We start from the raw sequence: 22,497 nt of genomic DNA on the forward strand, positions 1-22,497 counted from the left end.
CTAGCCGAGGCCCGACCAGCCGGCCGGGACCCTGCCCAGCCGCACGCGCTGCGGGTGGTCGCCCACTGGCACCGACGTGATCTTCCGCCCGGTCGCGAAGTCGACGGACGTCACCTGGTCGGCGCCCGACTCCGAGACGACGCACGCCGCGCCGTCGCCCGTCACGGTGGACCAGTACGGCTTGTCGACGTCGACCAGCGGGCCCTCGGCGAGCGTGGCCCGGTCCACGATCACGGCGTAGTCGTCCATGGTCCCGGCGACGCACAGGTGCTCGCCCGAGGGCTGCATGGTGAGGCCGTGGTGGCGCGAGTCGTTCACCATCTCGTCGCGGCGGCCCTCGAAGACGCGCGGCAGCGTCTTGACCCGGGTGATCCGGTCGCTCGCGACGTCGTACTCCAGGAAGCCGCCGAAGAAGGACACCTGGAAGTACAGCTTCGACCCGTCCGGGCTGAAGGTGGCGGGGCGGACGGCGTCGGACAGGGTGCCCAGCCCCGCGGCGTCGAGCCGGTCGCGCATGTCGATCTCGCGCACCACCTCGAACGTCTCGGCGTCGGCCACGGTGATGACCCGGTCGCCCTTGAGGAAGTCGAGCGCGGGGTCGTCGAGGTCGTTGTTGACCTCGCCGATGGACATGTTCCAGATCAGCCCGTCGGACGTGTAGACGTTCTCGTGCGGCTTGTCGCCCGTGGGGAACGAGCCGGCCTCGGCGCCGGTCTCGATGTCCAGCACGTGCACCCGGTTCCCGGTCGACGCCGAGACGGCGACCCGGGTCCCGTCCGGGGACACCGCCATGTGGTCGGCCCGCAGGCCGGACACCGGGAACCGCCACTCGACCTCGCCCGTGGCCAGGCTCAGGGAGACGACGTCGGCGAAGCTCGGCCGCGACACCACGAGGGAGGAGCCGTCGGGCGTGGTGTACATGTCGTCCGCGAACTGGTCGTGCCCCTCGCCCACGGTCTCGCGGATCACCAGGAACGCCGCCAGCCGCACCGGGTCGCGGTAGATCTCGCGCATCCGCTGCGCACGGTCGGGGATCACGTCGACCTGCCCGACGGGCGTGAGGTCCGCGCCCGAGGACAGCACGGAGGCCGTGCCGTCCCAGTTGTTGGCGACGAACAGCACCTCCCGCGGCGGTGGGTCGGCCTGTGCGGGGACGGCGGCGGTGGCCACGACCGAGGTCGCGAGGCCGAGCGAGGCAAGGATGGAGAGTGCACGGCGCTGTGTCACTGGACGCTCCTCTTCGTCGGGCCCGGTCGGCGTCGACCGGCCCGACGAAGGTTACTGGAGTCGGGTTCAGTAACGAAAGATCACCCGGCGGACTGCTCCGTGCCGATGTCGAACATCCACGAGATGCCGAACTTGTCGGTGAGCGCCCCGTAGTAGTCGCCCCACGGGGCGAGCTCGAGCGGCTGGCCCGGCGTCGCGCCGTCGGACAGCTTCTCGTAGGCGCCCTTGATGTACTCGTGGTCGTCCGGGCCGCCCGTCAGGGACACGGTGACGCCGCTGGTGGGCGCCACGTACTCCATGAACGACGGCGTGTCCGCCGCCATGATCGTGAGGCCGCCCGGGGCGTCGAGCTGGCCGTGCATGACGAGGTCCTTGTCCTCGTCGGGGGTCGGCATACCCTCCATCGGGTTCTCGCCGAAGGTGCTGACGGTGAGCTCACCGCCGAGCACGGACCGGTAGAAGTCCAGGGCGTCCTTGGCCTCGGACTTGAAGCTGAGGTACGGGTTGAGCTTTGCCATACGGCCACGCTAAGCCTGTGTCCGACGGCGCGCGCGATGGCTACCCGAGGAACTCGCTCACCATCGGGCCGATCTGGTCGGCCTCGACCAGGAACCCGTCGTGCCCCACGTCGCTCGTCACGATCCGCAGCGACTCCGCCCGCGGGATCCACCGGGCCAGCCGCGCGGACTGGGCGGGCGGGAACAGCCGGTCGCTGTCCACCGCCACCACCAGGGTGCGCGCGGCGATCTGGCTCAGCGCGTTCTCGACGCCGCCGCGGTCGCGCCCCAGGTCGTGCGACAGCATCGATTCGGTGAGCACCAGGTAGGAGTTGGCGTCGAACCGCCGCGCGAGCTTGTCGCCGTGGTGCTCCAGGTACGACTGCACGGCGAACCGCCCGCCCGAGAACGGGTCCTCGCCGCCCTGCGGCAGGCGGCCGAAGCGCTGGTCCAGCTCGTAGCCCGTGCGGTACGTCGTGTGCGCGATCTGGCGGGCGATGCCCAGGCCGGTGTGCGGGCCGTCGTCGTCGGCCGCGTCGTAGTAGTCGCCGCCGCGGAACCGCGGGTCCACGCGGATCGCGGCGAGCTGCGGGTGCGCCCACGCGATCTGGTCCCCACCGGTCTGGGCGGTGGTCGCGATGGCGGCGAGGTTGCGCACGGGGATGCCGGACTCGGGCCCCAGCAGCGCCCACTCCAGCACGCGGAGCCCGCCCATCGAGGCGCCGATCACGAGGTCCCACGACCGGATGCCGAGCTCCCGCGTCAGCGCGATCTCCACGGCCACCTGGTCGCGGGTCGTGACGTAGGGGAAGCGGCCGCCCCAGGGGCGCCCGTCGTCCGCCGTCGACGACGGTCCGGTCGTGCCCTGACAGCCCCCGAGCGCGTTGGGCGCCACCACGAAGTACCGGTCCGTGTCGATGGGCCGGCCGGGGCCGACCATCTCGCTCCACCACCCAGGGGTCACGTGCCCCGCCCCGGCCTCGCCGGTCACGTGCGAGTCGCCCGTGAGGGCGTGCAGCACGAGCACGGCGTTCGAGCCGTCGGCGTTCAGCGTGCCCCAGGTCTCGTAGGCCACGCGGACGGCGGGCAGGCGGCCGCCGGCCTCCAGCTCGAACGCGCCGACGTCGGCGAACTGCCGGTGGCCGGGGTCGTCACCCTCGCGCCAGGCGCCGCTCGGCGGCACGGGTGGCTTGCTCCGCGCGCGCGAGGTCTCGACGGGTCCGGCCGGGCCGGGCGTGGTGACGTCGCCCCCGCCGTGCGTGTCCTGCGGCACGGAGAAGGGGACGCTCGTGGTGCGGATGCTCGGGTCAAGGGCACCGTGAGCGGCCTTCGGGGTGGTGACGGCCATGGCTCCTCCTGCGGCTCGGGGGTGGTGGGCGGGCACCGGAGGGTTCTCCGGTGCCCGCCCCGGGTACTGCGGGTGGGTCAGTCCGTCTCGCCGCCCAGGAGGTTCTTGGCGGCGGTGAAGCCGAGCTCCAGGTCGGCCAGGATGTCCTCCACGTTCTCCAGGCCCACCGCGAGGCGGACCAGGCCGGGCGTGACGCCCGAGAGCGCCTGCTCGTCCGGTGTGAGCTGGGAGTGGGTGGTGGACGCGGGGTGGATCACGAGCGAGCGGACGTCGCCGATGTTCGCCACGTTGGAGTGCAGCTGCAGGGCCGAGACGAAGGCCTGGCCGGCCTCGCTGCCGCCGTCGAGCTCGAAGGCGAGCACCGCGCCGGCGCCCTGCGGCGCGTACTTCTGGGCGTTGCCGTACCAGGGCGAGCTCTCCAGACCCGCGTAGTGGACGCCGCGGACGTCGTCCCGGGCCTCTAGCCACTGCGCGACGTGCTGCGCGTTGGCGACGTGCCGCTCGACCCGCAGCGAGAGCGTCTCCAGGCCCTGCGCGAGCAGGAAGGCGTTGAACGGCGAGATCGCCGCGCCGAGGTCGCGCAGGAGCTGGACGCGCGCCTTGAGCACGAACGCCAGGTTGGCGCCCAGCGCGCCGTCGACGCCGAGGTCCCGGGCGAAGACCAGGCCGTTGTAGCTCGGGTCGGGCGTGTTGAAGCCGGGGAACCGCTCGGGGTCGGCCGCGAAGTCGAACCGGCCGCCGTCGACGATCACGCCGCCGATCGCGCTGCCGTGGCCGCCCAGGTACTTGGTCGCGGAGTGCACGACGATGTCGGCGCCGTGCTCGAACGGGCGGATGAGGTACGGCGTGGCGACGGTGTTGTCCACGATCAGCGGGACGCCGGTCTCGTGGGCCACCGCGGCGACGCCCTCGATGTCGAGCACGTCGGAGCGCGGGTTCGGGATGGTCTCGCCGAAGAACGCCTTGGTGGTGGGCCGGACGGCGGCGCGCCACGCGTCGAGGTCGTGCGGGTCGTCCACGAACGTGGTCTCGATCCCGAACTTGGGCAGCGTGTGGTGCAACAGGTTGTAGGTGCCGCCGTAGAGGCTCGCGGACGCCACGACGTGGTCGCCCGCCTGCGCCAGGTTGAGGATCGCGAGCGACTCCGCGGCCTGGCCCGACGCGACCAGCAGGGCGCCGACGCCGCCCTCCAGGCTGGCGATCCGGTCCTCGACCACCTGCTGCGTGGGGTTGCCGATCCGGGTGTAGATCGGGCCGAGGTCCTTCAGGGCGAACCGGTCCGCCGCGACCCCGGCGTCGGGGAACACGAACGACGTGGTCTGGTAGATCGGCAGGGCGCGGGCGCCCGTGGTGGGGTCCGGCTCCTGGCCGGCGTGGATCTGGCGGGTCTCGAACGACCACTGGGGCTGAGTCATGGCTCTCCCTGCTTCCTCTGCGGTGTGGCGTGCTTCTGGCTGGACTGACCGAGCGGTGCCGCGGCGTGCCCCGGAGGGCCTGCGCATCAGGGGATGGGTCCGCGGCGGGGTCGAGGGCGCGCACGCGGAGGTCGGCCGAGCGGCCGAGGGCAGGCGAACGTGCGCTGGATCAGCAACAACACATTCGACGAGTCATGGTGTGACCGTAGACGCACCAAGGCGAGGTCGAAAGACATGTCTTGAATCGTGAGATGCAGAAATGAGACACCGCGCGGGCGACTCCGGGCACGTGTCGTCCTATGCGCCGTTTTGCCTTCCGGATGCGTACTTCGGATGCTCGGGGCACATTTGGACCGGTAACAACGAAGTGATTCACAGGATCCGCGCAAGGCGACACGCCGAAAGGGTGCGGATCGGAAGGGGGATCATGCGACGGATCCACGCCGTGCTGGCACTCCGGGCCCTCGGGGCCGCGGTCCTCGCCCTCGGGCTCGTGTTCCCGTGGGGCCCGAGCGCGCAGGCGGACCCGCCCACCGACCCGCCCTCCGCCCAGGACGCCCAGGCCGCCCGGGACGCGGTCGCCGCCGGCACCCTCGACGTCGAGCAGGCCGAGGCCGCGCTCGCGACGCTCCGCTCCGAGCTCGAGGCGGCTCAGGTCCGCGTGCAGGTCGCGGCCGCCGACTACGCCGAGGCCCAGCAGGCCGTCGAGCAGGCGGAGCAGGAGGTCGCGGAGGCCCGGTCCGCGGCCGCGAAGGCGCACAAGGGTGAGGTGTCGGCGCGGGGGAGCCTGGCCGAGGTGTACCGGGCATCGTCGCGCGACGACGGTCTCGGCTCGCTCGGCGTCGCGCTCCGGGCGGACTCGGTGACCGACATGGTGGGCCGCAGCGCGGCCGAGCGCGCGGTGCAGCGCAAGGTCGGCGGGGCCCTGGCGGAGTACCAGGACGCGCGGGCGGCGTCGGAGTCCGCCGACGCTCGCTGGACCGCCGCGAAGAAGGAGCTCGACGCGGCGGCGGAGCAGGCCGAGTCCGCGTTCGACGCGGCCCAGGCCGCGGCGGCGGACCTCGAGGCGCGCACCCGGGCGGCCGAGGTGGAGCGGCAGGCCCTGGTGGCGCGGCTCGCGGAGCTGCGGCAGACCAGCGTGCGGATCGAGCGCGAGCGGGAGGCGGCGAGGGCCGCCGCCGCGGAGGCCGCGCGCGAGGCGGCGGCGCGGGCAGAGCTCGAACGGCAGCAGGAGGCGCGGGACGCGGCGCGTGCGGAGGCGCGTGCGGAGGCGCGGGCGCAGGAGGACGCCGGGCGGGCGGAGACGCCGGGCGGCTCGGGTGGCTCCGGTGGCTCGGGTGGTTCCGGTGGTTCCGGTGGTTCCGGTGGTTCCGGTGGCGGTGGTGGCGGCACGACGACGGGCGAACCGCCGGCAGCGGCGCCCGTCGTCCCGCCCACCTCAGGGGTCTCGGCCGGGTCGGCGGGCCGCGGGATCGGCGCCGTGTCCTGGGCCCGGACCAAGCTGGGCGCGCCGTACCTGCTCGGCGCCGCGGGGCCGACGTCCTACGACTGCTCGGGCCTGACGATGATGTCGTGGGCGAGCCAGGGCGTGGACATCACGCGGACCTCCCGCTCGCAGTACCTGGCCGTCGGCAAGGTGGGCTACGGGGCGCTGCGGCCCGGTGACCTCATCTTCTACGGCTCGGACCCGAGCGACCCGTCGTCGATCTACCACGTCGCCATGTACACGGGCGACGGCATGATGATCGAGGCGACGCTGCCGGGGCACCCGTTGTCGGAGAACCCGCTGCGCCTGTCGAGCGCGATGCCCTACGCGGGCCGGCCGTAGACGAGTCAGACGCACAGATCACCGGAGGGACCTGTGCGTCTGACACGTACGGGGTGCGGGCCGTTCAGTGCTTGTCGTAGTAGCCCGTGTCCTTGGCGCGCTGGATCGAGCGGACGATCTCCGCCTCGGCGTCGGCGCGGCCCACCCAGTGGGCGCCCTCGACGGACTTGCCGGGCTCCAGGTCCTTGTAGACCTCGAAGAAGTGCTGGATCTCCAGGCGGTGGAAGTCCGAGACGTCGTCGATGTCCTGGCGCCACGCCGCGCGCTGGTCACCGGTCGGCACGCACAGCACCTTGTCGTCGCCGCCGGCCTCGTCGCGCATGCGGAACATGCCGAGGGCGCGGCACTTGATCAGGCAGCCGGGGAACGTGGGCTCCTCCAGCAGCACGAGCGCGTCCAGGGGGTCGCCGTCCTCGCCGAGGGTGCCCTCGATGAAGCCGTAGTCGTCCGGGTAGCGCGTCGAGGTGAAGAGCATGCGGTCGAGGCGGATGCGTCCGGTCTCGTGATCCACCTCGTACTTGTTCCGCTGACCCTTGGGGATCTCGATCGTGACGTCGAACTCCACGCCGATGTGCTCCAGTTCTCGATGATGGTCGCCGAAGTGTCTTACCGCGGCGGCGGTCTTGCGCCTGTCCAGTGTGCCATGCGCCGTGTATCCCGACCGTGACGTGTGGTCAGAACCACTGTCCGTGTTCGGCATAATTCGCAGCGTGCGCGACGCGCGCGGGAGGCGGCGGCAGGCGTGGGTGAAATTTCCCGTGAATCGCCGCTGTCGTACACGCCGCGTGGTTTGCCGCGACTAGAGTTGGCGATGGCTTTCACGTGACGATCGAGAGGATGCCCATGGAGTGGGGGTTGCGCTCCGGCGCTGCCGTCGCCGCGGTCGTCGCACTGTTCGGTGGGTACCTGGTGGCGGACGCGTACGACATGGTCCCCGGCATGCTCACGACCGCCGCGCCCTGGCCCGAGCCGAGTCCCTTCCCGTCCGCCCCCGGGGCGGTCGACGGGCCCGCACCCGTCGCGCTCCTGGAGGACCTCCCGGACGACGCCCCGGTGCCGGACAGCGTGGAGATGCAGCGCCTGGTCAGCGACCTGGCCAAGGACAAGCGGCTCGGCTCGCGCGTGGGCGTCGTGGTGGCGGACGGCGCGACCGGTCAGGTGCTCGGCTCGTCGAGCCCGGACAAGCTCATGACCCCCGCGTCCACGCAGAAGCTGTTCACCGGTGTCGCCGCGCTGCGGTCGTCCAGGGCGAACAGCACGCTCGACACCAAGGCCGTGCTCGTCGACGACAACACGGTGGTGCTGGTCGGCGGCGGTGACATGATGCTGGCCGAGGGCAAGGGCGACCCAAACGCGGTTAACGGCCGAGCCGGGCTGGCCGATCTCGCCCAGCAGGTCGCCGCCAAGATCAAGGTCACAGGCGACACCGAGGTGCGGGTCGCGCTCGACGACACGCTCTTCACCGGCGACGAGATCGCGCCGACCGTCGCCAGCCCCGACATCGCGGCCGGCTACATCGCGCCTGTCTCGTCCGTCGGGATCAACGTGGGCCTGCTGTCCGACGGCTACACCGACAACGGCCCTCGCGCGTCCGACCCGGGCAAGTACGCCGCCGAGGCGTTCTCCGCGGCCCTGGAGGACCAGGGGCTCAAGACCGCCGGGGCCGTGGTGGACGAGAACGCCCCCGACGACGCGCGGGTGCTCGGCGAGGTCAGCTCGGCCCCGCTCGCGGAGGTCATCGGGTTCGCCATGCAGTACTCGGACAACACGATCACCGAGGTGCTCGGACGGCTCGTCGCGGTGGACGCCGGCCTGCCGGGCTCCAACGACGGCGCGACGCAGGCCGTGATCGCCGCCGCGAAGGACCTCGGCGTCGACATGACCGGCGCGCGGCTGCGGGACTGCTCCGGGCTCGGCGACGGCTCCTACCTGAGCGGGCAGCAGCTCGCCGACCTGCTCGGGGTCATGGTCGACCCGGCGAACCCCGAGCTGCGCAGCGAGGCCGCCGGCATGCCCATCGCGGGACTGACGGGCACGCTCGCGGCGAGCCACGGCCGGTTCACGGGCGACAACCCCGCCCAGGGGCTCGCGCGCGCCAAGACCGGGAGCCTGCCCAAGGTGCGCGCACTGGCCGGGACCGTGATCACCGCCGACGACCGGCTGCTCGTCTTCGCCCTGCTCGCCGACTCGATCCCCGCCAAGCAGACGGCGGGCGCCACGTCCATCTACGACGACTTCGTCGGGGACCTCGCGGCGTACTCCGTCCAGGGCTGACGCGCGACCTCCCCGGGCCGTTACCGTGGTCCGGTGACCCAGGCCTCCGCAACCCCTCAGATCGTCGACTGGTCGGCGGCCGCCCAGATCGCGGCCCGCCTCGCCGCGCCCGGCCCCCGCGCGGACCGGGACGAGCTCGACTCGCTGGTGAGCGGTCTGCGGACGGCAGCGGGCGACGCCGTCGGGCACGTGCTGGAGACCACGGGCATGACGCCGGCCGCCCCGGCCGCCGTGGGCGCCGCGCTGAGCCCGGTCGCGGTCGTGGACCGGGCGACCTGGGCCCGCGCGAACACCCGGTCGATGGCCGTCATGACGGACGGGATCGGTGCCGTCGTCGCCGAGGTCTCCAAGGGGGCCACCTCGGCCGGCGCCCAGATGGCCGGCGCCGCCGAGATCGGGGCGGTGCTCGCCCTGCTCAGCGGGCGGGTGCTGGGCCAGTTCGACCCCTACTCCGGCTCCGGCCGCCTGCTCCTCGTCGCCCCCAACGTGCTCCAGGCCGAGCGCGCGCTGGAGGTCCCGGTGCGGGACTTCCGCCTCTGGGTCTGCCTGCACGAGCAGACGCACGCCCTCCAGTTCGCCGCGGCGCCCTGGCTCTCGGGGCACCTGAGCGGCCGCACCCGGGGCCTGGTCACGGGCATGGCCCGCACCTCGGCCGAGCTGGCCAAGGCCCGGTTCGACCGGAAGATCGCCGTGATCGGGCGGAGCGTGCTGGACGCCCTGCGCGGCGAGGGCGGCACCATCATGGACGGCGTGCTGACGCACGACCAGAAGGCCGAGCTCGCCGACATCACCGCCGTCATGGCCCTCCTGGAGGGGCACGCCGACGTGATGATGGACGCCGTCGGGCCGCGGGTCGTGCCCTCCGTGCGGCGCATCCGGGCCAAGTTCGAGCGGCGGCGCGACGGCGAGGGGCGCAGCACGTTCGACGTCGTCGTGCAGAAGCTCCTCGGCATGGAGGCCAAGCTCGCCCAGTACCGCGACGGGGCCGCGTTCGTGCGGTCCGTGGAGCGGACCGTGGGGCGCGAGGGGCTCAACGCCGTCTGGGCCGGGCCCGAGAACCTGCCGACCGCCCGGGAGATCGCCGACGCCCGCGCGTGGGTGCGCCGGGTGCACGGCTGACCGTGGCCAGGGTCGACCCCGCCGTCGCCGCGGCCCGTACAGCGGTCCGGGCGGCGTTGTCCGGCCTGGGCCCGGACGACCTCGTGCTCGTCGCCTGCTCCGGCGGGGCCGACAGCCTCGCGCTGGCCGCCGCCGTGGCGTTCGAGGCCCGCCGCGTCGGACGGTCGGTGCGCTCGCGCGGGCACGCCGTCCGGGCGGGCGCGGTGATCGTGGACCACGGGCTGCAGGCAGGGTCGGCCGATGTCGCCGCCCGGGCCGCCGCGCAGTGCCGCGCCCTGGGCCTGGACCCGGTGCTGGTGCGGCGCCCCGATCGGCCGGACGGCCCGGACTCCGCCGGACCCGAGGCCGCCGCCCGCGCGATGCGCTACGGCGGGTTCGAGGAGACGGCCGCCGAGACCGGCGCCCGCCGGGTGCTGCTCGGGCACACCCTTGACGACCAGGCGGAACAGGTGCTGCTCGGCCTCGCGCGCGGCGCGGGCGCCCGCTCGCTCGCCGGGATGCCGCGCGAGCGGGGCATCTTCGCCCGGCCCTTCCTCGGGCTGCGCCGCGCGCAGACCGAGGCCGTGTGCGCGGCGTCGGGCCTCGACTTCTGGACCGACCCGACCAACCTGCTGCCCACCACGGGGCCGGACGGCGGGCCGGCCGGTCCGGGCGGCGGGCCGGACCGGCCGGGCGGGTTCACGCCGCTGCGCTCGCAGGTGCGCGGGCGCGTGCTGCCGGTGCTCGAGGCGACGCTCGGGCCGGGCGTCGCCGAGGCGCTCGCGCGCACGGCGGACCAGGCCCGGGACGACGCCGACCTGCTGGACTCCCTCGCGGCCGACCTCCTGGCGCGGGCGGGGACGGCGGCGCAGGACCCGGCGGCACCGGACGGCCCGGCCGGACAGGGCGACGCCGCGGAGCAGGACGGCGCCGCGCCCGAACCCGGCGAGCGCGCCCTCGACGTCGGCGTCCTCGCGGCGGCCCATCCGGCCCTGCGGCGCCGCGCGCTGCGGCTCGCGGCGCTCGCGGCCGGCTGCCGGCCCACGGACACCACCACGCGGCACGTCGACGCGCTCGACGCGTTCGTCGTGTCCTGGAGCGGCCAGGGCCCGGCGGGGCTCCCGGGCGGCGCACGGGCGCGTCGCGCGTGTGGCAGGCTTTTCCTGCGCGCCGCGCCGACCGGGACCTCGGACGGCTGGACCGGCGTCAGACCCCCCACAACGACTCAGGAGTGACCCCGTGGACAAGGCCGACGTCGGATCCGACCTCGCAGAGGTGCTGCTCACCGAGGAGCAGCTCAGCAAGAAGCTCGACGAGATGGCCGCCCAGATCGACGCGGACTACGCGGGCAAGGACCTGCTCCTGGTCGGCGTACTGAAGGGCGCGGTCATGGTGATGGCCGACCTGTCCCGCCGCCTGCACCACAAGGCGCAGATGGACTGGATGGCCGTGTCGTCCTACGGCTCGGGCACCAAGTCCTCCGGGGTGGTGCGCATCCTGATGGACCTCCGGTCCGACCTGACGGGCCGCAACGTGCTCATCGTCGAGGACGTCATCGACTCGGGCCTCACGCTGTCGTGGCTGGTCTCGAACCTGCGCTCGCGCGGCCCCGAGTCGGTCGAGATCGCCTCGATGCTCCGCAAGCCGGACGCCGCGCAGGCCGACGTCGACGTGAAGTACCTCGGCTACGACATCCCGAACGAGTTCGTGGTGGGCTACGGCCTCGACTACGCCGAGAACTATCGCAACCTGCCGTTCGTTGCCACCCTGGCACCGCACGTCTACGGCGGCTGAACGGTGCCCGTCCCGGACGGTTCGTCGCGTCCGGGCGAGTGTGGTCCAGGAGTCACATGCTCTGGGCGAACACTCGGGCCTCCTCTCAGGGAGACCATGTAGTTTCGACGGATACATCTTGCGCGAGCGGAGGGAAACGGGGCCTAGTCCCCGTCGCCGATGAACATCAAGAAGCTTCTGAGTGGGCCCGTCATCTGGATCCTGGTCGCCTTGGTCGTGGTGACGCTGGCCATCTCAGCACTGAACCAGCCCAACGTCTCGCGAATCGAGACCTCACAGGGGATCGAGCTGCTCGAGGGCAGCACCGTGAAGCATGCCCTCATGGTCGACGGCGAGCAGCGGGTCGAGCTCGAGCTGACCAAGGCGTACAAGTCGACCGAGGGTGACGGCGACGCCGCCGAGGAGGTCGACCACGGCAAGACGGTCGAGTTCTTCTACACGCTGCCGCAGGGCGACCGCGTCGAGGACGCCATCGTGAAGTCCGACCCGGCCGACGGGTTCGACTCGGAGGTGCCGCAGCCCAGCTTCTGGTCCTCCATGCTGTCGGTGCTGATCCCGTTCCTGCTGATCGGTGTCGTGTTCTGGTTCCTGCTGTCGCGGGCGCAGGGCGGCGGCAACCGGGTCATGGGCTTCGGCAAGTCCAAGGCCAAGCTCGTCAGCAAGGACACCCCGCAGGTGACCTTCGCCGACGTCGCGGGCGCGGACGAGGCCGTCGAGGAGCTCCAGGAGATCAAGGAGTTCCTCGCCGAGCCCACCAAGTTCCAGGCCGTGGGCGCCAAGATCCCCAAGGGCGTGCTGCTGTACGGCCCGCCCGGTACCGGTAAGACGCTCATCGCGCGCGCCGTCGCGGGCGAGGCCGGCGTGCCGTTCTACTCGATCTCCGGCTCGGACTTCGTCGAGATGTTCGTCGGTGTCGGCGCCAGCCGTGTGCGTGACCTGTTCGAGCAGGCCAAGCAGAACTCGCCGGCGATCATCTTCGTCGACGAGATCGACGCCGTCGGCCGCCACCGCGGCGCCGGCATGGGCGGCGGGCACGACGAGCGCGAGCAGACGCTGAACCAGATGCTCGTCGAGATGGACGGTTTCGACGTCAAGACGAACGTCATCCTCATCGCCGCGACCAACCGTCCCGACATCCTGGACCCGGCCCTGCTGCGTCCGGGCCGCTTCGACCGCCAGGTCGCCGTGGAGGCCCCGGACCTCAAGGGCCGCGAGGCGATCCTCAACGTGCACGCGCAGGGCAAGCCGATGGTCCCGGAGGTGGACCTCGCGGCCGTCGCCCGCCGGACCCCCGGCTTCACGGGCGCCGACCTGGCGAACGTGCTGAACGAGGCCGCCCTGCTCACCGCGCGCAGCGGCGCCCAGCTCATCGACGACCGTGCGCTCGACGAGGCGATCGACCGCGTCGTGGCCGGCCCGCAGAAGCGCACCCGCGTGATGCAGTCCAAGGAGCAGAAGATCACCGCCTACCACGAGGGCGGGCACGCCCTGGTGGCCGCGGCGATGCGCTACACGGACCCCGTCACCAAGGTGACGATCCTGCCGCGCGGTCGCGCCCTGGGCTACACGATGGTGATGCCGCTGGAGGACAAGTACTCGACCACGCGCAACGAGCTGCTCGACCAGCTCGCCTACGCGATGGGCGGGCGCGTGGCCGAGGAGATCGTGTTCCACGACCCCACCACGGGCGCCTCGAACGACATCGAGAAGGCCTCGGCCATCGCCCGCAAGATGGTCACCGAGTACGGCATGAGCGAGCGGGTCGGCGCCATCAAGCTCGGCACGAGCTCGGGCGAGCCGTTCCTGGGCCGCGACTACGGGCACGAGCGCGACTACTCCGAGGCGGTCGCGGGCACCATCGACAACGAGGTGCGCAAGCTCGTCGAGGCCGCGCACGACGAGGCGTGGGAGGTGCTGACCCAGTACCGCGACGTGCTCGACGAGCTGGTGCTGCGTCTGCTCGAGAAGGAGACGCTGAACCAGAAGGAGCTCGCGGACGTCTTCGCGCCCGTCGAGAAGCGCGCCGCGCGCGACGTCTGGCTCTCCAGCGAGCAGCGCACCGTGCACACGCGCGGCCCCGTGCTGACGCCCAAGGAGCTGGCGGCCCAGAACGGGCACGCCGCGGTGGTGCCGCAGGACGAGGCAGTGGTGGACACGGCGACGCCGTCGGACAACGTGCCGACGGACCCGACGAACTGACCGGAGCACCCCGATGACCGACGGGTCCATCACACCCCTGTCCACGCCCGTGCGGCGCGCGGCGGACATCCCGCCGTACGACGCCGCACGGGCCGAGGCGGCGGTCCGCGAGCTCCTCCTCGCCGTCGGCGAGGACCCCGAGCGGGAGGGCCTGCGCGAGACGCCGGCCCGCGTCGCCCGGGCGTACCGGGAGATCTTCGCGGGCCTGCGCCAGGAGCCCGAGGAGGTGCTGACCACCACCTTCGACCTCGGGCACGAGGAGATGGTGCTGGTCAAGGACATCGAGGTGTACTCCACCTGCGAGCACCACCTGGTGCCGTTCCACGGCGTCGCGCACGTGGGGTACATCCCGAACGTCGACGGGCGCATCACCGGGCTGAGCAAGCTGGCCCGCCTGGTCGAGGTCTACGCGCGCCGCCCGCAGGTGCAGGAGCGGATGACCACGCAGATCGCGGACTCCCTGGTGGAGATCCTCGAACCGCGCGGCGTGCTCGTGGTGGTCCAGTGCGAGCACCTGTGCATGTCGATGCGCGGCGTGCGCAAGCCCGGCTCGCGCACGATCACCTCCGCGGTGCGCGGCGTCATGCGGGACGGTGCGACGCGAGCCGAGGCGATGAGCCTCATCCTCGGGAAGTGACGGTGTCCGCCGCCGTCCGGTACCCCGCCCGGGACGCCCGGGTGCAGGGCCTGCCGGAGCTGTCCGGCACGGGCCGCACCCTGGTGATGGGTGTGGTCAACGTCACCCCGGACTCGTTCTCGGACGGCGGCGAGTGGTTCGAGCCCTCTGCCGCGGTCGCGCACGGGCTGGAGCTGCTCGGCGAGGGCGCGGACATCCTCGACGTGGGCGGCGAGTCCACCCGGCCGGGGTCCGTGCGGGTGCCGCAGGACCAGGAGCTGGCGCGGGTGCTGCCCGTGATCGAGCGGCTCGCCGCGCGAGGCGCCGTCGTGAGCGTGGACACCACGCGTGCGGCCGTCGCCGAGCGGGCGGTGGCCGCCGGCGCCCGCATCGTGAACGACGTCTCGGGCGGCCTCGCCGACCCGGAGATGGGGCGCGCCGTCGCCGAGACCGGCGCGGCGTACGTGGCGATGCACTGGCGCGGGCACGCCGACGTCATGGACGACCTCGAGGTGTACGACGACGTCGTGGCCGACGTCCGTGACGAGCTCGCGGCTCGCATGGCCGCGCTGCACGACGACGGCGTCCGGCCCGAGCAGCTCATCCTCGACCCGGGGCTCGGCTTCGCCAAGGCCGGCGTGCTCAACTGGCCGCTGCTGGCCCACCTCGACGCACTGCACGAGCTCGGCCGTCCGGTGCTCGTGGGCGCTTCCCGCAAGCGGTTCCTCGGCCACCTGCTCGCCGACCCGGCCGGACGTCCGGCGCCGCCCCGGGCACGCGACGACGCGACGGCCGCGATCTCGGCGCTGTCGGCCGCGGCGGGCGCCTGGTGCGTGCGCGTGCACACCGTCCGGGCGAGTGCGGACGCCGTCAAGGTCGCCGCCGCGTGGACCGCCGCGGACGGCGCGGCCCGGGTAGGGTCTCCGGGTACCTCTTCCCCTTCCGCACCGGAGGCATTGACTTCCACCGTGGCCTTGACCACAGAATCGTGGACGGCCGGGGGACAAGACATGCCAACCTGGCAGGATTCCGGTGCACGCAACGACGATGGGGGAGGACCACGGTGACCACAGCGTTCGGAACGGGCGTCACAGGCCCGGACGGCCGCGCGCTGGACCAGATCCAGCTGAGCGGCGTGAGCGCGCGGGGGTACCACGGTGTGCTGCCGTCGGAACGGCAGACGGGCCAGGAGTTCCGGGCCGACGTCGTGCTGTACATGGACACGCGCCCGGCGGCCGCCGGTGACGACCTGGCCCAGACCGTGAGCTACGCGGACGTCGCGGCGGACGTCCACGACATCCTGAAGGGCGACCCCGCCGACCTGATCGAGACGGTCGCGGAGCGCATCGCCGCAGCGGTGCTGGCCCGCCCGCAGATCGAGGCGGTGGACGTGCGGGTGCACAAGCCGCACGCGCCGATCCCGGTGCCGTTCGCCGACGTCGAGGTGGCGATCCGCCGCGACCGCACGCGCATGCCCGTCGTGGCGGTGCCGGCGGCGCTGCTCGCGGCCGGCCCGGCGCCCGAGCCCGCGGCCGAGCCGGCCCCGGCCGAGACGCCCGAGCTGCAGGACTTCGAGCCCGTGGCCCGGCCCGTCGCCGAGGAGCCCGAGCAGTTCCGGCCCGAGCCGTACGAGCCCTACCAGCCGGCTGAGTCGTACCAGGCGCCCGAGACCTATCAGGCGCCCGAGCAGTACCAGGCCCCCGAGCAGTACCAGGCCACGGAGCCGTACCAGCCGGCCGAGCCGGCGCAGTTCGCGGCCGAGCCGTTCGAGGCGGAGCCGCTGGTGGACCGGGTACCGGCGCCGGCCCCCGCCGCGCCCGTCGCGGAGGAGCCGGAGCCGCTCCCGCAGCCCGAGCTCATCGCACCCGAGCCGCTGCAGGTGATCCCCGCGCCGTGGGAGCTGCAGGCCGAGGCCCCGGCGCAGGCCGAGCAGCGGGACGCCCCCGCCAAGGAGCCGGTGTTCCGGCAGCCCGGGCAGTTCCAGCCGGAGGAGCAGTTCCAGCCGGAGGCGTTCCAGCCCGAGCCCGCGTTCGAGCCGGTCCAGCAGTACGAGTCCGTCCAGGGGCTCGACCAGCGGCCCGGGATCGACCAGCACAACAGCTTCGACCAGCAGCTGCAGCAGTTCGAGCAGCCGCCGTACGACCAGGCCCAGCAGGGTTTCGAGCCGCAGCCGTTCGAGCAGCCCCGGCGCGACGCCCAGCCGAACCAGTACGACCAGATGTTCGAGCCGCAGTACGACCAGGGCGACATGGAGGCGACGCGGGTCTCGGCCGCCGTCCCCGACTCCGCCGTCGGGCAGCCCGAGCCGGCGTTCGCGCAGGAGCAGTACGCCCAGGAGCAGCCCTACCAGGCCGAGCCGCGTGACCGGTTCGACGAGGTGCCCGCGGGCTACGTGGACGTCGTCATCGCGATCGGCGCGAACCTCGGCGACCCGCAGGCCACCATGCGGTCGGCCGTCGCCGAGCTGGACCGCGTGCCCGGCGTGCAGATCACCGACGTGTCGCCGTTGGCCCGCACGGCCGCCGTCGGCGGTCCGGAGGACCAGCCCGACTACCTCAACGCGGTGCTGCTGGCCCGCACCACCCTCCCGGCGCGCGGGCTGCTGCAGGCCTGCCAGGAGGTCGAGAACCTGCACGGCCGTACCCGCGAGGAGCGCTGGGGCGCCCGCACGCTCGACGTCGACCTGATCACCTACGGCACGCTGACCGACTCCGCCGAGGACATCGAGGTCCCGCACCCCCGCGCGCACGAGCGCGCCTTCGTGCTGGAGCCGTGGTCGCAGATCGCGCCGGACGCCGTGCTGCCCGGCCTGGGCGGCGGACCCGTGGCCCAGCTCGCGGCGACGGCCCCCGACCGGACCGGCATCCGCTGGCTCGCGCTCGACTGGCTGACCGATCCCGAGCCCGAGCAGGGAGGCGGGGTGACCGGCTCCGGCCACCCCGCGGTGCCCGACGACGGCGGGCAGGACGCGCACGTCGCCGAGATGCCGCCCGCCCTGCCGCCGTCGCTCCCGCCGAGCGGGCGCCCACAGGCCTCGCCCGGCGGCCCCGTGGTCGAGGTGCCGGGCGGCGGCCAGCCCCAGGCGCACCGCAGCGGCCCGGTGGACCTGGACCCCGCCCACCCGCAGGGCTACCCCAGCGGACAGGTGCCGGGCCCCGGCGGCTCCGTACCCATCCCGCACCAGGCGCAGGCGGCCCCCGCGGCCCCGGCCACGCCGATCGGCGTGCCGGGCAACGGGTCCGTCGTGCCGCCGCCCGAGGAGGCGCTCGTCCCGGCCCCGCCGGTGCCGATCGCACCCCGCGCGGTCCGGGACACGGCCCACGAGGAGCCGGAGCGCGAGCCGCTGCCCCCGGCGTCCTCGGCGCCGGCCAAGCCGGTGTTCGCCCCGGTCAACCCGTCCCGGCAGCAGAGCGGGGTGTTCCCGCCGATGGGCGGCGCGCCGCAGGAGCCCGCCGCGCCGGTGTTCGCCCCGGTCGGCACGCCGCAGAACGGGACGCCCGACCCGGCCCAGAACGGTCACGCGAACGGCCATTCCGCAGGCCACTCGAACGGGCTCCGGGACGCCTACGACAACGACCACACGGTGATCCGGGTGCCGGGCTACGCGACCGAGCAGTCGCTCCCGGCGTCGGACGGCCCGATCGACTCGGTGCCCTCGTGGGTGCCGGTCCGGGACGAGCGGGGGCGCGACGCCTGACATGCGCAGAACCCCGGTCAGATCCCTGATCGCAGTCCTGGTCGCGGTGGCGGTCGTCGGTTGGCTCGTGCTGCGTGCCCTCGAGTCGCGCGCCGTGTACCTGCCGGTGGTGCCGTGGCTGGTCGACGTCGCGATCCTGGCGCTGGCCGGGGCGATCTTCTGGCTGGGCTGGGGTGTGCGTGCCTACCAGAAGGGCAAGCGGCCCAACCTCGACGGCATCCGGGCCGCCCGGACGCTCGTCCTGGCCAAGGCCGCCGCCCTGACCGGGTCCCTCCTGGGCGGCTGGTACCTGGCGCAGGTGCTGGTGGTCCTGGGCGACCTCGCGATCGAGCCCCGCCGGGACCGCGCGGTGGCGGCCGGGGTCGCCGTGCTGTGCTCGGTCGCGCTCGCCGTGGTCGGCCTGGTCGTGGAGAAGTTCTGCGAGCTGCCGCCGTCCGACAAGGACCGGAGGGGCTCCGAGGAGGGCGAGTCCCCGGCGCCCGCCTGACGCCTCGCTACCCACCGGCACGGGTCTGCGGAACAATGGCCAACATGACCAGCCCTTTCGAACCGCACGACGTGACCTGGAACCGCGTGTCCCCGCGGCTCGTGACGGCCCGCCTGGTCCCGGGCACCATCAGCCTCGGGATCCCGCTGGTCGTGGGCGTGGTGCTCGCCGTCACCGTGAGCCCGTGGTTCTGGATCCTCGCCGGGGTCCCGGCCGTCTTCCTGCTGTGGTCCTTCCTCCTGGTCCCGCGCCAGGTTCGCGCGATCGGGTACGCCGAGCGCGACGACGACCTGCTCATCCGCAAGGGCGTCATGTTCCGCTCGATGGTCGTGGTGCCGTACGGCCGCATGCAGTACGTGGACGTCGAGGCGGGTCCGCTCGACCGCAGGCTGGGCCTGGCCAAGGTGCAGCTCCACACGGCGTCCGTCGGCACGGACGCCCAGATCCCGGGCCTGCCCCCGGACGAGGCGGCCCGCCTGCGCGACCGCCTGGCGTCCCGTGGCGAGGCCCGTCTGGCGGGGCTGTGACCATGCCGGAGCACGACGTCGACCCGGGGCGTTCCCCCTTCGAGGGCCTCGGACCGGACTCGCCGGAGACGCTGGAGTGGCGCCGCGTGCACCCGATCACCCCGCTGGTGCGGGGCTGGGCGGTGGTCGGCGCCGCCGTCGTGATCCTGGGGCAGCAGAGCCTTGAGGGCGGGCCGCGCGGCGGCCTCGTCGCACTGGTGTCCAGCGAGTACTGGTGGACGCTGCTCGCCGCCCTGGCAGCCGTCGCCCTCGTGGGCTGGGGCTACTCGGCGCTGGCCTGGCGCATGACGACGTACGCCGTCGGCGCGGAGACCGTGCACCTACGGCGCGGCATCCTGTTCCGGCAGCAGCGGCACGCGCGGCTGGACCGGCTACAGTCGGTGGACATCCGGCAGCCGCTCGTGGCCCGGTTCTTCGGGCTGTGCGAGCTCACGCTCGAGACGGCGGGCGGCACGGACTCCGGCGTCGCCATCGGGTTCCTCAAGGGCGCCGACGCCGACGAGCTGCGCGCCGAGCTCCTTGCCCGCGCCGCGGGTCTCAAGGTGAGCGGCACGCGGCCCGTGGCCGACGCCGGCCCGGCGCCGTCCGACGCGGTGAGCGCGCCCGTCCCGGAGGGGACGGCGCCCCAGGACGCCGGCGGCCCGGTCCAGGACGCGCCGCGGCCCGTGCCCGCCGGGAGCCTTGAGGCGCCCCAGGTGCCCGTGCTGACCGTGCCCCTCGGCCGGCTCATCGCCTCGGTGGTGCGTTCGGGGGCGATGATCACGCTGCTCCTGTGGGCGCTCGGCGTGGTCGTGGTCATGGTCGTCACGGGCGAGTTCGCCGTCATCTCCGCCTCGCTGCCCGCCGTGCTGGGCGCGGGCGGGTACCTGTTCAACCGGCTGACCGGCGAGTTCGACTTCCGGGTGGCCATCTCGCCCGACGGCGTCCGCCTCCGGCACGGCATGCTCGAGACCCGCTCCCAGACCATCCCGCCCGGCCGCGTGCAGGCCGTCCGCCTGGTGCAGAGCCTGCTGTGGCGGGACCGCGACTGGTGGCGCGTCCAGGTGAACGTGGCCGGCTACGGCGGCGAGAGCGAGGAGAAGAACAGCGTGCTGCTCCCGGTCGGCACCCGCGAGGAGGCGCTGACCGTGCTCTCCCTCGTGCTGCCCGACCTCGGCGTCGACGAGCCGCGCCGCGTCCTGGACGCGGGCCTGGACGGCGACTCCCGCACGGAGAGCGTCTACGTCACGGCGCCCCGGCGGACCCGCATACTGGACCCGGTGGCGTGGCGCCGCAACGGCTTCACCGTGACGGGCCGCGCGCTGCTGCTGCGCCGGGGCCGCGTGGTGAAGGTGCTGGACGTGGTGCCGCACGAGCGGACGCAGTCCCTGGCCGTGAGCCAGGGGCCGTGGCAGCGCCGGCTGGGCGTGGCGTCGTTCCAGGTGCACTCCACGGAGGGCCCGGTGCACCCCGAGGTGCCGCACCTCGAGGCCGCCGACGCGGCCCTGCTCATGACCGAGCAGGCCCGGCGTGCGCGCACGGCGCGCGCGGCGGCGGGCCCCGAACGATGGATGGAAAGACAGGGGGAGTGACCGTTGAGTGACCCCGACGAGGCGGGCCGCCGGCCCGGTCGGCTGGGCGTCGGTGTGGTGGGCGCGGGACGCGTGGGCGCGGTGCTCGGCAACGCGTTGCGGGCCGCGGGACACGCGGTGGTCGGCGCGAGCGGCATCTCGGAGGACTCCCGGGAGCGCATCGAGACGCTCCTGCCCGGGGTCCCGAACCTCGAGGTGCCCGACGTCCTGGAGCGGGCCGAGCTGGTGCTGCTCGCGGTGCCGGACGACGCCCTGGGCCCCCTGGTCTCCGGCCTCGCCGACACCGGGGCCTGGCAGCCGGGGCAGCTCGCGATCCACACGTCCGGCCGTTACGGGACCGCCGTCCTGGAGCCCGCCCGGCTGGGCGGCGCGATCCCGCTCGCGATCCACCCCGCGATGACGTTCACCGGGACCAGCCTGGACCTGGCGCGCCTGGAGGGCTGTACGTTCGCGGTGACCGCGCCCGCGCCCGTGCTGCCCATCGGGCAGGCGCTCGTGGTCGAGATCGGCGGCGAGCCCGTGGTCGTGGACGAGCACGCGCGGGGGCTGTACCACGCGGCCCTCGCGCACGGCGCGAACCACCTCGTGGTGCTCGTGGCGCAGGCCGCGCAGGCGCTGGAGGCGGCCGGCGTCGAGCTGCCCGGCCGGGTGCTCGCCCCGCTGCTGTCCGCCGCCCTGGAGCAGGCCACGCGGTCCGCCGACGCGCGCGACGGCGTCGGGCCGGGCGCCATCTCCGCGCTCACCGGACCGGTCTCCCGGGGCGACGTCGGCACCGTGCGCAGCCATCTGACCGAGCTGAGCGCGCTGGCCGCCGCCAGCGGCTCCACCGACATCCCCGACAGCTACACCGAGCTCGCCCGCGGCGCCACGCGCCGCGCGCTGGCGAGCCACCGCATCGGCGACACCGCCGCACAGGCCCTGCTGGACGCGCTCGACGGCGCCAGCGGCGAGTCGCACGCCGGAAGGAAGACATCATGACCACGACCCCGTCCTCTGCGGAACCCGCGCAGCGCACCCCGCTCGTGGTCCGCACCCGACCCGAGCTGCAGGACGCGCAGATGCGCTGGGCCCTCACCGGACCCGTGGAGGGCGTCGGGGCCGACGCCGGGCCGGGGCAGCGCGCCGTCGTCATGACCATGGGCGCGCTGCACGAGGGGCACCTGGAGCTCGTGCGCCGGGCGCGCACGGAGGCCGGGCCGAACGGCCAGGTGGTCGTGACCATCTTCGTCAACCCGCTCCAGTTCGGGCCGGGCGAGGACCTGGAGAAGTACCCGCGCGACCTGGACGGCGACGTGGCCCGGCTCGCCGGCGTCGGGGCCGACGTCGTCTTCGCGCCCACGCCCGACGTCGTCTACCCGGACGGCGACCCCGTGGTGCGGGTGTCCGCCGGCCGGATCGGCGAGGTGCTGGAGGGCGCGTCCCGTCCGGGGCACCTGGACGGCGTGCTCACCGTGGTGCTCAAGCTGATGCACCTGGTGCGGCCCGACGTCGCCCTGTTCGGCGAGAAGGACGCCCAGCAGCTCCTGGCCGTGCGCCGCATGGTGCGCGACCTGGAGGTGCCGGTCGAGGTGGTGGGCGTGCCGACGGTGCGCGAGGACGACGGCCTGGCCCTGTCCTCGCGCAACGCGTACCTCTCGCCGGAGGAGCGCGAGCGGGCCCTGGCGCTGTCGCGCGCGCTGCGGGCGGGGGCGGCGGCCGCGGACCGCGGGGCCGCGGGTGTGATCAACGACGCGCGCGAAGTGCTGGACGGCGCCGACGGCGTCGTGGTCGACTACCTGGCGCTCGTCGATCCGGTGACCGTGGACGCGGTCACCGACGACTACTCCGGCCCCGCGCTGCTGCTCGTGGCCGCACGGGTGGGTTCCACCCGACTGATCGACAACCAGGCCGTCGAGGTCTCGCCCGAGGTCCAGAGGTAA

Annotated in this window: 19 protein-coding genes; 14 read left to right on the forward strand and 5 right to left on the reverse strand. The window is 73.7% G+C overall.

What is annotated here, in order from left to right:
* The 4 genes from ACH45N_RS21970 to ACH45N_RS21985 all read right to left on the reverse strand — a co-directional run bounded on the left by ACH45N_RS21970 (position 1) and on the right by ACH45N_RS21985 (position 4,487).
* Positions 1–1,227: a YncE family protein gene (locus ACH45N_RS21970; protein WP_397397840.1), complete on the reverse strand. Its 1,227-nt coding sequence runs from the start codon at positions 1,225–1,227 to the stop codon at positions 1–3.
* Between the two features lie 80 nt (positions 1,228–1,307).
* Positions 1,308–1,745, reverse strand: coding sequence for a VOC family protein (locus ACH45N_RS21975; RefSeq protein ID WP_397397842.1), 438 nt, complete (start codon positions 1,743–1,745; stop codon positions 1,308–1,310).
* A 40-nt stretch (positions 1,746–1,785) separates the two neighbouring features.
* A complete protein-coding gene (locus ACH45N_RS21980) occupies positions 1,786–3,072 on the reverse strand; it encodes a homoserine O-acetyltransferase (RefSeq protein WP_397397844.1) in 1,287 nt (428 codons plus the stop codon).
* A gap of 77 nt (positions 3,073–3,149) precedes the next feature.
* Positions 3,150–4,487, reverse strand: a complete 1,338-nt coding sequence (locus tag ACH45N_RS21985) for a bifunctional o-acetylhomoserine/o-acetylserine sulfhydrylase (protein ID WP_397397846.1) — start codon at positions 4,485–4,487, stop codon at positions 3,150–3,152.
* A 427-nt stretch (positions 4,488–4,914) separates the two neighbouring features.
* On the opposite strand from ACH45N_RS21985, the gene ACH45N_RS21990 reads away from it, so the two are divergent.
* Positions 4,915–6,315: an NlpC/P60 family protein gene (locus ACH45N_RS21990; protein ID WP_397397848.1), complete on the forward strand. Its 1,401-nt coding sequence runs from the start codon at positions 4,915–4,917 to the stop codon at positions 6,313–6,315.
* Positions 6,316–6,379: 64 nt separating this feature from the next.
* Here the strand turns inward: ACH45N_RS21990 and ACH45N_RS21995 are convergent, their stop codons facing one another.
* Complete coding sequence (locus ACH45N_RS21995) at positions 6,380–6,880, reverse strand: inorganic diphosphatase (RefSeq protein ID WP_119141774.1); 501 nt, start codon at positions 6,878–6,880, stop codon at positions 6,380–6,382.
* A gap of 257 nt (positions 6,881–7,137) precedes the next feature.
* Here ACH45N_RS21995 and dacB point away from each other — a divergent pair, with 257 nt between their 5' ends.
* The 13 genes from dacB to panC all read left to right on the forward strand — a co-directional run bounded on the left by dacB (position 7,138) and on the right by panC (position 22,497).
* Positions 7,138–8,589: a D-alanyl-D-alanine carboxypeptidase/D-alanyl-D-alanine-endopeptidase gene (gene dacB / locus ACH45N_RS22000; protein ID WP_397397851.1), complete on the forward strand. Its 1,452-nt coding sequence runs from the start codon at positions 7,138–7,140 to the stop codon at positions 8,587–8,589.
* A 33-nt stretch (positions 8,590–8,622) separates the two neighbouring features.
* Positions 8,623–9,708: a zinc-dependent metalloprotease gene (locus ACH45N_RS22005; protein WP_397397853.1), complete on the forward strand. Its 1,086-nt coding sequence runs from the start codon at positions 8,623–8,625 to the stop codon at positions 9,706–9,708.
* A 2-nt stretch (positions 9,709–9,710) separates the two neighbouring features.
* A complete protein-coding gene (tilS, locus tag ACH45N_RS22010) occupies positions 9,711–10,922 on the forward strand; it encodes a tRNA lysidine(34) synthetase TilS (protein ID WP_397397855.1) in 1,212 nt (403 codons plus the stop codon).
* 4 nt (positions 10,923–10,926) lie between these two features.
* Positions 10,927–11,481 carry a hypoxanthine phosphoribosyltransferase gene (gene hpt, locus ACH45N_RS22015; RefSeq protein ID WP_397397857.1) on the forward strand — a complete coding sequence of 185 codons (555 nt, stop codon included), beginning with the start codon at positions 10,927–10,929 and terminating at the stop codon, positions 11,479–11,481.
* A gap of 159 nt (positions 11,482–11,640) precedes the next feature.
* Entirely contained in the window at positions 11,641–13,680 is a 2,040-nt protein-coding gene (gene ftsH / locus ACH45N_RS22020; protein ID WP_397397859.1) for an ATP-dependent zinc metalloprotease FtsH, read from the forward strand.
* Between the two features lie 13 nt (positions 13,681–13,693).
* Positions 13,694–14,317: a GTP cyclohydrolase I FolE gene (gene folE / locus ACH45N_RS22025; protein ID WP_397397861.1), complete on the forward strand. Its 624-nt coding sequence runs from the start codon at positions 13,694–13,696 to the stop codon at positions 14,315–14,317.
* A gap of 86 nt (positions 14,318–14,403) precedes the next feature.
* Positions 14,404–15,363 (forward strand): dihydropteroate synthase, encoded by a 960-nt coding sequence (folP, locus tag ACH45N_RS22030; RefSeq protein WP_397398623.1) that lies wholly within the window; start codon positions 14,404–14,406, stop codon positions 15,361–15,363.
* Complete coding sequence (folK, locus tag ACH45N_RS22035; protein ID WP_397397863.1) at positions 15,360–17,993, forward strand: 2-amino-4-hydroxy-6-hydroxymethyldihydropteridine diphosphokinase; 2,634 nt, start codon at positions 15,360–15,362, stop codon at positions 17,991–17,993. The genes folP and folK overlap by 4 nt, the downstream gene beginning before the upstream one ends.
* Before the next feature lies 1 nt (position 17,994).
* Positions 17,995–18,480, forward strand: a complete 486-nt coding sequence (locus tag ACH45N_RS22040) for a DUF3180 domain-containing protein (RefSeq protein ID WP_397397865.1) — start codon at positions 17,995–17,997, stop codon at positions 18,478–18,480.
* A gap of 35 nt (positions 18,481–18,515) precedes the next feature.
* Complete coding sequence (locus ACH45N_RS22045; protein ID WP_377228305.1) at positions 18,516–19,007, forward strand: PH domain-containing protein; 492 nt, start codon at positions 18,516–18,518, stop codon at positions 19,005–19,007.
* Between the two features lie 2 nt (positions 19,008–19,009).
* Positions 19,010–20,578 carry a PH domain-containing protein gene (locus tag ACH45N_RS22050; RefSeq protein ID WP_397397867.1) on the forward strand — a complete coding sequence of 523 codons (1,569 nt, stop codon included), beginning with the start codon at positions 19,010–19,012 and terminating at the stop codon, positions 20,576–20,578.
* 3 nt (positions 20,579–20,581) lie between these two features.
* Positions 20,582–21,556, forward strand: coding sequence for a Rossmann-like and DUF2520 domain-containing protein (locus tag ACH45N_RS22055; RefSeq protein ID WP_397397869.1), 975 nt, complete (start codon positions 20,582–20,584; stop codon positions 21,554–21,556).
* The gene (gene panC / locus ACH45N_RS22060) at positions 21,553–22,497 is read left to right on the forward strand and encodes a pantoate--beta-alanine ligase (protein WP_397397871.1); all 945 of its coding nucleotides are present in this window, start codon (positions 21,553–21,555) and stop codon (positions 22,495–22,497) included. The genes ACH45N_RS22055 and panC overlap by 4 nt, the downstream gene beginning before the upstream one ends.

Origin of the sequence: Promicromonospora sp. NPDC019610, assembly GCF_044389365.1 — a bacterium.
Lineage (GTDB): Bacteria > Actinomycetota > Actinomycetes > Actinomycetales > Cellulomonadaceae > Promicromonospora.